Origin of the sequence: Vibrio makurazakiensis (assembly GCF_050337375.1) — a bacterium.
GTDB classification, from domain to species: Bacteria; Pseudomonadota; Gammaproteobacteria; order Enterobacterales; family Vibrionaceae; genus Vibrio; species Vibrio makurazakiensis.
This window is the reverse complement of sequence record NZ_JAKJSW010000128.1, coordinates 1-12,633: the sequence shown is the minus strand read 5'-3', so window position 1 is coordinate 12,633 and position 12,633 is coordinate 1. Positions and strand designations below refer to the sequence as shown.

Below are 12,633 nucleotides of genomic sequence, written 5' to 3'. Positions count from 1 at the left end.
AAGTAAACTAAATCAATATCTTAGATTTAGTTTACTACTGTATATGTCCACCCTTCGTGGACTGACTATCGATATTAGCTGGTAATCAAGCCCCTTTGGCATTAATTGCTGCACAAATAGAAAGTCACTAAAAAAAGGGTGTATTGTTGTTCTTACTCAGGATGAAAGATCTTAATTTTCAAGTGGTGAGAAAGGTAAGAGTCGATGGACTGCCATTGAGCGTCGTCAGAAAATGACTAATCTATTTCGAGATCACCATTTGCTTTTTTCCTTGAGTAAAGTTCTTCAAATTCTTTCGCAATGGCAGAACAGTCGGAGGTGGGTTCACTATCGGCCACTTCATAGGTTTGATTTGGACTATAGTACTACCGTTGGTTAGTCTTCGACTGGAGAGTGTTTCGTATAAAAAAGCTCTCAAGAATTGAGAGCTTTGATGGGTTATAGGTAGTATTGTTTTTGACGCTTCGAGTTATGCTTCCAACTTTTTGCTAGGTCATACACATACGACGGGTAGTCGAACCATGGGTTAGGTAACGCTTTTCCTCGGGCAGCGCGCAGCTTAATTGGGTACCCTCTACATTCAATTCTGTGAAGAAAGTAATAGCTCTTTTCTTGCTTTGTAGAAAAGTGTTTGTGGGTTCCACTGCGAATGCTTGGATAAAGCCCCCCAAGATATTGGATCTGGTATTTAATACGTTCTCGGTACTGCTGTTTTAGCTGTTTCATTTACCCTCCAGGTTTACATTACCTAGAAGGGGTCCTCTGCAAAGTAGTTCATTTCGACACTCCAATGTGTCTTTAGTTAATCATTGTAGCCTAGAGTTTCCCCGCTCACATAGAAGAGAAGGCTGAAATGATTCTCTGCTTAAATGCCCCAAGTCGAAGCTCATCAAACATTCCTAATGTTCCATAGAGACGATTTGAACTTTCTGTACTGCTTTCCCAAGATACTGTTGTTCTCCCGCTGTTTTGGGGCTCAAGCGGAAGCGCGATACTTAAGCTATTCCCTCGACCAGAGAACTCTGTTTCGATAGGTTTCTCCATACTTAAATAGAGACGAGACTCAGGAATATCCTGTTCAATCCTTTCAGAAAATTCAATCAGACTTTGTTCAGCAAAGGTGAATAACCACGCTTGTTGGTTTATTGTATTATTCACACGAAGTATTCGTCCGAGCACCTGCCTGAAATACAATTCAGTTTTGACTGAACTCATATGGCAACATACTTGAAGGCGCGGAATATCAGTACCCTCACTGATCATACCTACACTAACAATCCATTGTACGTCGCTTTGTCGATAACGCTCTATTTCTGCTAGCGGTTCTTCATGTCGATAAGTGACGATAGAAACGGTTTGCCCAAACTTTTGAGATAGTATCTCTTTGATTGTTTGCGCATGTTGAACCGAGGCTGCAACAATCAGCCCACCGGCATTGGGCGATCTGAGACGTACTTTTTCTAGCCGCTCACATCCTAAACCGAGTAGATATTCCATCGCCTCTTGGTTGTGAATAACACTCTGGTAGGATGCTTTTGTTTGTTTAAGCATCTCTAATATTGATGAAAAGGATTCGACTTTTTCGCTCTTACTAACAGACAAGTGTCCATTATCAACCAAGACGATTTTGGGCGTTCTACAAACACCATCAGCTATAGCTTGTTTAAGAGTGTATTGGTAATCGACAAGAAGTTGTCCGTCTTGGTCGCTGTACTCCCCCATCACAATGGGTAAAGAGTCTGAACGCCACGGTGTACCTGAAAGTGCGAGGGTAAAAGTAGCAAGCCCTTGAATCTTTGTGAGAATTTGCTGCCCCCAAATGTTCGCATTTTCGACTTCAGAGCCAGAGCAATGGTGTATTTCATCAAAGACAACAAAGACCCGGTGATTCCGCAGTGTTTGCCAAAACTCGTCATTGAGGAATTGGATAGATTGGTATGTTAAAGATTGTCCAATAGATCCCATGCCACCATTAAACGTACACTTAAGTATCGACGAAAAGGTTCTTTTTATACCATCAGAAACCGTCAACGATGGTGAGAAGCACAATACAAGATCTACCATGTCACTTTGTAACAGCCTTGACGCAATATTAGCGGCAAGCACTGTCTTACCTGCTCCAGGTGTAGCTTGGCAAAAGAAATGGGAGCAGTTGGATTGATATTTTTCCAACGCTCTGTCAGAGCATTCACTTTGCCATTCCCTTAACACGGCTCATTTCCTTCATAGAGAGTATTAAGAACCTTGGTTAAAACGTTCACTTTACCGAGCAATAAAGCGGCACGTTCTTTAGCCTCTTGATGCAAAGGGGCCAGTTTATTTTCTAGCTCAGGAAATCGAGATACGATCGACTGATACTCGTCAATCTCCCCAAGTATTATTTCCAATTCGCCCTTATATTCGTTACGTTCGTTGCTCAAAATGGAATAGTTTTGAATAGGTACTTTAGGTTTTATATTCGCTTGGTTATTTGTAGTTACATTGTTATGTAACTCTTTAAATTGTTCCGTTTGAAAGTAACGTTTTTTCCGGCCTGAGCCCTCACTTCGCAACCAACTTTTCTTTTCAAAGTGAAAAATTGCTCGGTACACCTTTTTGCGAGCTTCGGCAGAATTGGAGTCCACATTATCAAGGGATAGCCACAAATCTCTCGCTTCTAGCACGGTGAATCCATCTAACCCATTTTCTATCAATAACTTGTGCATGACCGCACTAATTCTTCGAGCCCGTTTCATTTCCAAAATTACACCAACCAAAAACTAAGGATTGCTTAGTATACAAAAATCAGTAAAACTAAGAAAATCTTAGTTATCTTGAGATCAGAGATATGAACTATAAGTGTCATTTACTAACCCAATCCCTGAGCGTCTTAAAGAAGCACGCAAAAAAGCGAAACTCTCCCAAAAAGCTTTGGGGGTGAGTATAGGTATGGATGAAAGCTCCGCAAGCCCGAGAATGAATCAATACGAAAAGGGGAAACATACACCAGATATCAGTACGTTAAAGTCAATTGCAGATGAACTTGGCGTGCCTTTGAGTTACTTCTTTTGTGAAGATGAGATTTCTGCGGAGTTAGCTGTGAATCTAAATAAGCTCTCTGAAACGGATAAGCAGAAGGTTCTTGAGGTGACGGCGCGGCTTATTGAAGAGTCATGTGAAAATACTAGCCCGAAATAGGATTAGCAACGCGAGCCAGTGAAAGGGTACTGGCTCTATTTGTCTTTTAAATACTATTTGCTGTTAAGGTAGTCTAGAACGACTTCATGATGGTCTTTAGTCTTGAACTTGTTAAATACATGCTCAAGGTTACCAGCTTCATCAATTAGGAAGCTTGTTCTTACAACGCCCATGTTTTCACGGCCCATGAATTTCTTAAGTTGCCAAACACCGTACTTCTCACAAACTTCGTGTTCTTCATCGGCTAGTAGAGTGAAGTTCAGCTCTTGCTTATTGATAAAGTTGGTCAGCTTTTTCGGGGTGTCTGGGCTTAAACCAAGAACAACAACGTTGTGGGCATCTAGTTCAGCTTTCGTGTCACGCAATCCTTGAGCCTGAACGGTACACCCAGGCGTCGAAGCGCGTGGGTAGAAGTAGAGCAGCACTTTCTTTCCTTGAAGCTCAGAGAGCGTCACTGGGTTATTGTCTTGGTCATTAAGGGTAAAATCTGGTGCGGTTTGTCCGGCTTCGATTGCCATTGGTTTTGTCCTTACTTTCTCAATTAATGGTATTTGGCGTAGCGTTCTTCGCCACGTCCTTTTTAGAGCATTTTTATTACGTTAGAGTGTGCATTTTTATCGATAATTCAGCGTCCTGTCTAGTGATAACACTAAACAGGATGCTCTTACCTGAAATCTCCCTTGATAAGGTTATCTGGCCTTGCTTTGACGACTTTGTCCATTGCCTTCTCTCGCTGACTTTCGTGCAGCATATCCATGAGTTCCTGAACCATTTTTATATGGCTGGCTGCTTGTATGGCTAGTGCCTTTTCATGACTTCTAGCGAGGTCGAGGTACTCCTTTTTTTTCTTATTTGCTTGGGTCTTGTCGATTTTTAGCTGTTTCACTTCCGCCTGTAAAACATCAATAGGTGACTGGCTTAAATCATCTTGTGCTACACGAAACTCCAGTGACCTATTCTTAACCATATCTTGAACATCTTTATGTCTGCGTAATGCCCCAACAGAAAGCCCCGCTTCTTTCTCGACGCTAATGTTATTGATTTTTAGCTTACCTTCTCGGGCTTTCTTCCTTAGCTCTCGGTTTTCGGGTTTACCCTCTAACAGTCGCTCTAGGGCGTTTATGAGCTTATTCTTAGTTGCTTGTGTCATTATGCAGTCACTCCGCAGGGTATCAGCAGGTCTTGAACCTCTTGAGGTATTACAACGGGTTCATAGCTGATATCTAAGTCTTTCATAATGCGTTCAGCAGCCGTGATTTTGATATACACTTCTGACGCTGTTTGAGGCGTTAATTCATCATGCTCAATGTCCCATAGCATATGAATTTCGGCTTCTTTGCGCTTCGCTTCGGCAAAAACGGCATCAACAATATAGTCGTTCTTACAGTCCACACACTCTAATAGGTTGACTTGTGTACGTAGGCTACAACCTGTTGAAGTGCAGTAAACTCCGGGGGCGACGGCGTGAATGTGGCGCTTTTGATCTCGGATTTGCTTTTTCCAGTAGTTGAGCGAGAGCATGTCGTCATCGACTTTATCTTTAAACAGGTTACGCTCAGCCTTCATCATGTTTTTGGCAAACTCTTTGCCCTTGCCGCCAGCGACACGTTCTTTGTTCGCCAGCTTCTTGTAGATATTCAGGTACACCTGCGCTTTTTGAGCAACCCTTTCTTCATCAATGAGATGGGCTAAGTTCTCTTTTTTCTTTCTTATTTTTTGGAACTTGCTTGCGTTCTTGGCGTAATGTCTTGTCATCGCCATTGACACATGGCTGAACTGCTGTTTGAGCTGCGGAAAAGCACAAAGCTCATAACCGATAAGGTAGTAAGCAAACGATCGCCGAAGCTGATGCCCTGAAAATTCATAATTATCACCGACATTATACGATAGGTTAGGGTCGGAGAGCTTCAAATCAATCACATCGTCCTTGGTCAGCGCAAGATTCTCACCCAACGCTCTTTCAAACCAATACTTAGAATACCTAATGATTACTTTCTTACTAACAGCACCAACTCCTCCTCTTACTTTATGGAAGAACGTTTGACTGTTAGGGTGGCGCATCCTAAGAGGCTCATGTAAAGCCTGTAAAATCTCACAAGCCTTTTTCCCTATCTCTGTTGTGACAAACTCATCCTGCTTTGATTGAGGGCCTTTTGATGTCTTTGAGAGGTCAGCTTGAATAATATAGATGGCTTGGTTGGATATGGTTTCTTCTATCCACCCATTCGTAGTATGAAGGTGAAATACTTCATCACCACGCATACCTGTTCGAGCCATCAATGCCCATATACAGCCCCCGTTGATCTCTGTAAAAAGTGCTCGAGCTCCCCTAAGGTTTGTTATTTTCCTTGTTCCTATCCTTAAAGTCTTATGAGGGTGAAATTTGTCTGTGTATTCACTCTTTATTTCGGGGGCATGTTCGAAGAGTAGCTCAATAGTTTTGACTTCTGTGGGGGAGTCTAGCGCTAAAAAAGCCTCTTTAAAGGCAGTGGCTCTTTCTTTGTTCTCTTCTCTGGTTGGGCATAAATGCCACTTACGAGCGCCACTTTTTAATTTTGACTCGTCACTAGCAAGATAGTTGGCATACCCTTGATAAACCTTATCAAAGTAGCTTGCAATGTAATCTGATAGCTTGCCCAACTCATCACGGATCTGGTACAGATCGTTAACTAATGCTTCTGATTTTTGCAGTCCCAAATAATATAACCGTTGAGGGATAACCGTGTATTGCTTGGCTTCTTTAAAGGATAAGCCAAAGTCTGACGCGTTCAATTTTTTCGTTAGGGCAACCTCAAAAGGTAGGCCTTTTGCCTCTGTGTATAACTTATTTAGTGCTGCGTAGGTTTTCTCTCTTTCAAAATATATATCCGTGAAACCGGTAAGCTCCCAAGTCTCTAATCGGTTAAAATCTAGAAACTCAAAACTATTGAGACCTTCACTTAAAAGAGGCACAACGTGCTTTTTTAAGTTAGTGATAGTGACCTTAATGGTTAAAAAAGAATAGTCTCTAGGTGATAGCCACATCATTTTTAAAGCAAGCGCCTTTAGTTGATTACGGAGATTGCGCTCAATAACTTTTCCTTGAAGCGAGAAGTCTAGAGTTACGGTACTGGTGGCATAGGGCTCAAAGAAAGACTGGAGTTTTCTCCACGCATTATCATCACCAATTTTACCAAGTGATTCGCCAGTGACGGTAAAGCCAATATCTAGCCTTTCAAGTTCATCCCATTCACCACTTTCAATCGCTGGCTTTAAGACATCGTTCAGGTAGTTTGTGTTGTTGGCAACGTTTTTTTGTGCATCAATGATAGCTTTTTGTCGGTTAAGGTCATGCTTAGGTAGTTTTATCATGGTAGACTCCTAATTAACGATATAAAGCTAAAATGGCGTGGTCAGAGGATACGCGTGGATGAAGGCCTTTTTTGTTAAACAACGCCATAGCATCTTCGTATACATCTTGACTAGCCCCGTCCAGAGTGAACTCAAACGCGACTATTTTTTGATGGACTTCCTCTTTTGCATTGGGGTATTGGTTTAATGCTTCTTTCAGTACATCAATGAAAGAGATAAGTTTATAGATGGATTGAACCTCATCAACTGCCTTAGCTGACTGACATTTATGACACATATCGTACTCGGTACAAGGCAGTTTCAAGCCCATTGCGTTATTGGTTTCAAGCTGCGTGTTTTTACCGCCTTTAATGCTTTGTTGTCCATTACAATAAATACCATTTGGGTTCGTTTTAGCTCTTCCTGTCTCTTGTTTCTTTTTCCATTCATCATGTGCCAGCATTGTAATGCCAAGTTTAGCCACAACCATTGCTTTCGCTTGCACTAAACTCGTATCTTCGCCCATTAGATCCATGACTTGCATGGCTTGTGAAATGATGACCTTGTTAAGTCTCGGCTCTCCATTGGTATAATGCGTATCAATGGTTTGAAGAAGATTTTGAAGGAGACTCTGAACGCCGCCTTTGCCATTATCGGAGTAAACCTGGTTGCTGGTCGTTTCTCTCCAACGGCTTGATTGAAGTGAAATAAAGTAATCGTTGGGTTCAATTGACCATGTAAACATTAGCTGAGAGCTGATAGGACTAATTCCAGCCCAGTCTTTAGACGCTTGTCCTTCATGACCTCGTTTAAGCAGCAATCGCTCAGACATTTTAGATCGTTGTTTATCCGCTAACTCTGTGGCGAATTGTTCGATATTTTGGATTAACGTCTTATCCGCAGCCGGAATAGAGAAGTAATGGCTCTCTCCATTTCGGTATTTCAGCGAAACATGGATGTTTGCATCGGAATCTTTTTCCGAGTAGGAAAGTGGCAGTAAGATGCCTTTGAGTGGCAAGTCTGTGTAACACGATAAAATACAGTAGGCGGCATTGGTTGCGCCTTGTACGGCTTTCGTTTTTGAGCATGGGCGAGTCACTTTACTCACGACGACTCTACCAAGCTCATTAGTCTCTTTGCTAAGCTCGATAACATGTTGGTTTCGATAGCTATAAAACAGCTCTTGAAACCAGGGGAGACTGCATGCTCGAATGGGTGAGAGTAGGTTTAGTTCCACTGCTAGGTTTCGGTTTAATTGACCCAAACTAAACGCGTTACTTTTCTTCCCCAGGCTATTGAGAGTGAATAGTAACTCTGAGCCTTCTTCGCCACCGCCGTACAGCGCTGAAAGTGTCTCAAGGGTTTTAATAAACTTCACACCATCACGCTTATCAACATTGAAGCTCTGATTGGTTAGAACGGCATCTACCTCTTTGTTGGCTCGTGCTTTAAAGCTCGACACTTTGACCACCTGTAAGCTTTTATCCCGCGCATCAGTATGAATCGTAATTGGATGAGCGATACCTGTTATGTCACTATCGTTCAATGATGTGAAAAAGCACATTAGGTGATAAGCCGCCCCCATCACCATGTTAAACGCAGCGGAAGGTTTTACAGATGTGCCACTTTGACTATTTCTATGTGATCGTGCTTTCAGAGATGTTTCAATTGAAATTACTTCTTGAAATCCTCCCAAATCAATAAAAACAGGTAATTTGTTAGGCAGTGTTAGGTTGTCTTTTTTTGCAGCGATGAGCTGTGGGGCTAACGTGAAAAACAACTCACTTAGGCGAGTAACAAGGACTTTTTCCTCAACATCAGAATAGCCTTTGTGTGGTGTATTTTCGCCACCAAACCCTCGGTGTTGGGTTATCCATGAATCAGCGGGTAATCCACACCATGTAAGGGCAGTGCGAAGGTTTGAAGCTATAGCTCTTGCTGTGGTCTCCTTAATGCCAAGCTCCTCTCCGTGGCTCCTTTCCCACAGTCTTCTTGATGGTTGGTATATTTTAATTTGATGTCTTAACTCACCATCATTCCCCACGTATTTTAAATAACCTTCTTCTGAAAAGGGGTTGATTTTTACAGTTTCACAAAAGGCAATGAAAGTGCGTAAGCTCTCATAATAGCTCACGACAGTTGTTACTGATTTACCATTATCAACATATTGCTTGGACTTTTTACAGAAACTTCTCAAGTAAGGTACGCGGCTTTCAATTTTATCGTTATCGCACCTAGCGCCAAGGTGCAATAAATGCGAGATATCAAACTCTCTTACTGTTCTTAATCGGGTGTTCTTATAAGGGATAGTCAGGCGTAACGAAATAACATTTTTGCTATTTCTAACGTATCTGGTGTTTTTTGAGTTTTTAGCTAGTGGGCTTTTTGCCATACTACCACCCCCCGTTTATCTTGTTGTTCTTACTCATTGCAACTCTCAATTGGTCATCAAGCTTATTCATGAACTTAATGTACTTTTCAGTCATTGAGGTGCTTGCATGGCCCATTAGGTTTGCTAACTCATCCATCAGAAAGTCATAGGTAACCTGTCGCTTTTTAGATTCACTCCAAAGCCAATGCGTGGCATAAGTTGAACGTAAATCGTGAACTCGGTAGTACCAACTAGGTTCTAGCGTTCGGATGTGCTTTCTTAGTACGCCAAAATGCACTTCCAGAGTATTTGCTGTGTAAGGTCGTCCTTTATTAGAGAGGAAAAGGTAATCAGTGGAATCTCGCTCTTCTTTAGAATCAATCAGCTCTTTGCATCTGATAAGGTTCTGTTGTCGTTGTTTGCTCTCTTTGTATTGCTCTAATTCTTCATAGAGCGCGATAGGGATTTCAATAGTACGGGGTTTACTGCCTTTGGTCTGAGTAATGTGAACAGGTACCACGTCTAGTTCACTAAAGTCTTTGTGACCAATATTGTGTGCAGGAAAGTGGGTGGCTTCATCAACTCTAAGCCCAACTTCCTCACACAGTCTTAGCATTAAGCACATAGGCTTTGGCAAAATATCTATATGCTGATAGAGCAGCCCTTTATGATCGAACGTCATAGGTTTTAACTTTTTATGAGCAGGCGTTTGATCGTTTTTGGGAAATATTTTCATGATGTTTGATATTTCATAGGCTCGACTTGAACCAGACTTGGTATGAGCAAGCATGTCGTGCTGATTGACACCTTCGTAACTCTCAACTTTACTGAAGTGTGTTAATATGTGCTCATCATCATTTTTGAGGTAACCGTATTTTTGTATCCACTTATAAAAGCCAATCACAGCGCCCATATAGTTTCTTGCAGAGGTAAGCGAGTATGCTTCGTCACCGGTAGCGTTTGGTTTGGCACGGCAGTTTGCTAAAAGGTGTTCTGCAAAGCGCCAAGGTGCACCTTCTTCTTCATACTTCGATAGGGTTTTATATGTTAAATACTCAGGGGGTATCTCATCACCGTCTTCATCGACTTGAAGGTGGTGAGTTGAATCTAAATAACGAGTAAAAGCTAATAAGCCCTTTGCAATTGAGTCAGTGTCCTTGACGGCCCCATCACCACGCAGTTTTGAGACGAGGTAAAGAGATTGTGGGTAAACAATATTCCCATCGGGCGTAATGATAATGTCTGTTTTTTTGAGGCGAGATTCTAGATTGGAAGGAGAAAGGTAGGGACTATAAGTCACCTCTACAGAGTCAGCATTGATGCTCTCTGATACTTTTAACTTTGCTAATGTATCTACCTCTATGGATAGCAATCGGTAGTCATCATAGATATCAGAATGTTTTTTTTCATGTGCTTCTATCATAAAACAACCTTCAGTATGTTACCCACATATTAAAGATAGAATGTCATAGAAACTCATCAAGGTGTCATGTCATAAAAATTATTCAAGGGTGAATTTTTTCTCACCCCAAACACCAAACTGTTCAGCAACTTGATGATCTTCATCAGAAAGAAGATCAAAGTTAAGTGATTTTTTAGTAATGAAGTTAGGCAGACGTTTTACTGGGTCGATGCTGACACCAAGAACGACAACGTTGAGCGCGTCTAATTCTGTTTTGATATCACGTAGACCTTCAGCTTGTACAATACAGCCTGGAGTCATTGCTTTTGGGTAGAAGTAAAAAAGAACTTTTTTACCTTCAAAATCGGCTAATGAAACGGTTTCGCCGTCTTGGTTAAGTAGAGAAAAGGCTGGTGCAGGAGTGCCGGCTGTCAGCGTATTCATGATATTTCCTTTTTATAGACTGTTTTTGATGAAATTGAGCGAGCCTTGAACTGCAAGCTCCTGACACAACGCATTGAATTCTTCTTGTAGTTGCATCAAGTTACAATCCGCATGAACAGATGCGGTAATCGAAATGTGGAATTGGTCGTTCTCTAGCTGTACTTTAGATTTATTAATAGTACGAGCGCTCAAAGACGCTAAACCAATATCTCGGTTTGCAAAAAATTGCGTAAACTTTTCGGTTAGTCCAACTTTATCGTCAGACTCAACGAAAACTTCAAGCGTGTAAGAGTTATCAACAAACTCATGTGGTGAGGTACRTTTCATGATCGTAATCAGATCATGTTCTTGCCCAAGTAAAGGTAAGGTAGTTTCAACACGAGTAATGTTATTCGCTTTGCCAGAAAGTAACATGATGAGAGTAAATTCTTCACCAAATAGAGCGATGCGGCTATCAATGATATTGCAACCCGATTGAGTGACTAGATTGACCACCTGATTGCATATTCCGGGGCGGTCTGTTCCTACCGCTGTGATTACTAGATGTTGAGTCATAAAATCACTTCTTTATTTTTTCCATAATTCCATGCATGGTAGCACAGATATTGTGAACAATAAGTGCATCAAATTGGCTTTTTGTGGTATTCCTTGTATCAATAAACACTAAAGTCAAAATTACTTAGATTTGACATAATGGTACTTAACGCTTTTAGAATAAGGCGCTCAGTGCAATTATCGCGTTGTATATATCAATAGGTGTCACGCTTCGAATATACGGCACAATTTCATCCATTTGTACTATGTAAGCCGCTTAATCTCTTGTGTTTATCAATCGCCTTACAGTACCATGCAAAAAGAATCAATTAAGGGAGATAGACATGTTTTCAGGAAGTATCGTTGCGTTAGTTACGCCATTTAATCCGGACGGTGAAGTTGATTACGATAGCTTGAAAAAGCTGGTAGATCATCACGTCACTGCTGGTAGTGATGGCTTAGTTGCCGTAGGTACAACTGGCGAGTCTGCTACATTAACCGTTGAAGAGCATGTCAAAGTTGTTCATAAAATGGTGGAGTTCGCGGATGGCCGCATTCCAATCATTGCTGGCACTGGCGCAAATGCGACCCACGAGTCTGTTACTTTTAGCCGTTTATTGAATGGCTCTGGTATCGTCGGCTGTTTAAGTGTGACTCCTTATTACAACAAACCAACTCAAGAAGGTTTGTACCAACACTACAAAGCGATTGCTGAAGCAAGCGATGTTCCACAGATCCTATACAATGTTCCGGGTCGTACTGCGGTAGACTTACTACCAGAGACGGTTGCTCGCCTATCTAAGATCGATAATATTGTTGCATTGAAAGATGCGACAGGTGATTTAGATAGAATTGCAATTCACCGTGAACTTTGTGGCGAAGATTTTATCTTACTAAGTGGTGATGACCTAACAGGCTTAGAATTTGTTAAGCGTGGTGGTGATGGTGTTATCTCTGTAACGAATAATATTGCTGCTGAAGATATGGCGACAATGTTCCGTCTTGCGAAAGATGGCCGTTATGAAGAAGCTGAAGCAATTAATCAAAAGCTGATGCCATTACATAAAAACCTGTTTGTTGAATCAAACCCTATCCCAGTAAAATGGGCTGTCCATAAGTTAGGTCTAATTACTCATGGTGACCTACGTCTACCATTGACGGAACTGTCTGAGCCAGCGCGACCTGTTGTTGCTCAAGCTATGACAGAAGCTTGTATTTACTAATTAGTATGAAGTGATGCCGAAGTCGAACTTCGGCATTTAGGAGTATAAATGAAGTATTCTCACCAGCTAGTGATCGGTTCACTGGCTGTTTTTGTTCTTACCGCTTGTTCTGGTAGTGCCTCTCTCAACGCCGTCAGGCAAAAGATGATTTC

11 protein-coding genes and 1 pseudogene are annotated in these 12,633 nt (G+C 41.6%); 2 read left to right on the top strand and 10 right to left on the bottom strand.

Translation table 11 applies throughout. The features are described from left to right. Positions 1 to 438 precede the first annotated feature (438 nt). The 3 genes from L4C33_RS14315 to L4C33_RS14305 all read right to left on the bottom strand — a co-directional run bounded on the left by L4C33_RS14315 (position 439) and on the right by L4C33_RS14305 (position 2,735). Positions 439 to 726, bottom strand: a complete 288-nt coding sequence (locus L4C33_RS14315; RefSeq protein ID WP_428813100.1) for a hypothetical protein — start codon at positions 724 to 726, stop codon at positions 439 to 441. Positions 727 to 831: 105 nt separating this feature from the next. After that, positions 832 to 2,211: a DEAD/DEAH box helicase gene (locus L4C33_RS14310; RefSeq protein ID WP_428813099.1), complete on the bottom strand. Its 1,380-nt coding sequence runs from the start codon at positions 2,209 to 2,211 to the stop codon at positions 832 to 834. Further along, positions 2,205 to 2,735, bottom strand: a complete 531-nt coding sequence (locus L4C33_RS14305; RefSeq protein WP_428813101.1) for a hypothetical protein — start codon at positions 2,733 to 2,735, stop codon at positions 2,205 to 2,207. The genes L4C33_RS14310 and L4C33_RS14305 overlap by 7 nt, the downstream gene beginning before the upstream one ends. 103 nt (positions 2,736 to 2,838) lie before the next feature. Here L4C33_RS14305 and L4C33_RS14300 point away from each other — a divergent pair, with 103 nt between their 5' ends. Continuing rightward, on the top strand, positions 2,839 to 3,177 hold the full coding sequence (locus L4C33_RS14300) for a helix-turn-helix domain-containing protein (protein ID WP_428813098.1): 339 nt from the start codon (positions 2,839 to 2,841) through the stop codon (positions 3,175 to 3,177). A gap of 53 nt (positions 3,178 to 3,230) precedes the next feature. On the opposite strand, the gene bcp (L4C33_RS14295) is transcribed toward L4C33_RS14300, so the two are convergent. The 7 genes and pseudogenes from bcp (L4C33_RS14295) to L4C33_RS14265 form a co-directional block, all read right to left on the bottom strand. After that, positions 3,231 to 3,695, bottom strand: a complete 465-nt coding sequence (bcp, locus tag L4C33_RS14295; RefSeq protein ID WP_428813097.1) for a thioredoxin-dependent thiol peroxidase — start codon at positions 3,693 to 3,695, stop codon at positions 3,231 to 3,233. Positions 3,696 to 3,841: 146 nt separating this feature from the next. Then, a complete protein-coding gene (locus tag L4C33_RS14290; RefSeq protein WP_428813096.1) occupies positions 3,842 to 4,327 on the bottom strand; it encodes a bacterioferritin comigratory protein in 486 nt (161 codons plus the stop codon). Then, positions 4,327 to 6,528 (bottom strand): site-specific integrase, encoded by a 2,202-nt coding sequence (locus L4C33_RS14285; RefSeq protein ID WP_428813095.1) that lies wholly within the window; start codon positions 6,526 to 6,528, stop codon positions 4,327 to 4,329. The genes L4C33_RS14290 and L4C33_RS14285 overlap by 1 nt, the downstream gene beginning before the upstream one ends. Positions 6,529 to 6,541: 13 nt before the next feature. Further along, entirely contained in the window at positions 6,542 to 8,899 is a 2,358-nt protein-coding gene (locus tag L4C33_RS14280) for a hypothetical protein (protein ID WP_428813094.1), read from the bottom strand. Between the two features lies 1 nt (position 8,900). Then, positions 8,901 to 10,301 carry a tyrosine-type recombinase/integrase gene (locus L4C33_RS14275; RefSeq protein ID WP_428813093.1) on the bottom strand — a complete coding sequence of 467 codons (1,401 nt, stop codon included), beginning with the start codon at positions 10,299 to 10,301 and terminating at the stop codon, positions 8,901 to 8,903. 90 nt (positions 10,302 to 10,391) lie between these two features. Then, positions 10,392 to 10,724: pseudogene (bcp, locus tag L4C33_RS14270) on the bottom strand (thioredoxin-dependent thiol peroxidase); the annotation flags it as partial. Positions 10,725 to 10,736: 12 nt separating this feature from the next. After that, a complete protein-coding gene (locus L4C33_RS14265) occupies positions 10,737 to 11,279 on the bottom strand; it encodes a glycine cleavage system transcriptional repressor (protein ID WP_428813092.1) in 543 nt (180 codons plus the stop codon). Between the two features lie 323 nt (positions 11,280 to 11,602). Between L4C33_RS14265 and dapA the strand changes: the two genes are divergently transcribed. Next, positions 11,603 to 12,481, top strand: a complete 879-nt coding sequence (dapA, locus tag L4C33_RS14260) for a 4-hydroxy-tetrahydrodipicolinate synthase (RefSeq protein WP_428813091.1) — start codon at positions 11,603 to 11,605, stop codon at positions 12,479 to 12,481. Positions 12,482 to 12,633 lie beyond the last annotated feature (152 nt).

Coding starts and splice junctions, on each gene's coding strand:
- bcp (WP_428813097.1), bottom strand. CDS start 3,695: ATGGCAATCGAAGCCGGACAAACCGCACCAGATTTTACCCTTAATGAC.
- L4C33_RS14305 (WP_428813101.1), bottom strand. CDS start 2,735: ATGAAACGGGCTCGAAGAATTAGTGCGGTCATGCACAAGTTATTGATA.
- L4C33_RS14285 (WP_428813095.1), bottom strand. CDS start 6,528: ATGATAAAACTACCTAAGCATGACCTTAACCGACAAAAAGCTATCATT.
- L4C33_RS14275 (WP_428813093.1), bottom strand. CDS start 10,301: ATGATAGAAGCACATGAAAAAAAACATTCTGATATCTATGATGACTAC.
- L4C33_RS14280 (WP_428813094.1), bottom strand. CDS start 8,899: ATGGCAAAAAGCCCACTAGCTAAAAACTCAAAAAACACCAGATACGTT.
- dapA (WP_428813091.1), top strand. CDS start 11,603: ATGTTTTCAGGAAGTATCGTTGCGTTAGTTACGCCATTTAATCCGGAC.
- L4C33_RS14290 (WP_428813096.1), bottom strand. CDS start 4,327: ATGACACAAGCAACTAAGAATAAGCTCATAAACGCCCTAGAGCGACTG.
- L4C33_RS14315 (WP_428813100.1), bottom strand. CDS start 726: ATGAAACAGCTAAAACAGCAGTACCGAGAACGTATTAAATACCAGATC.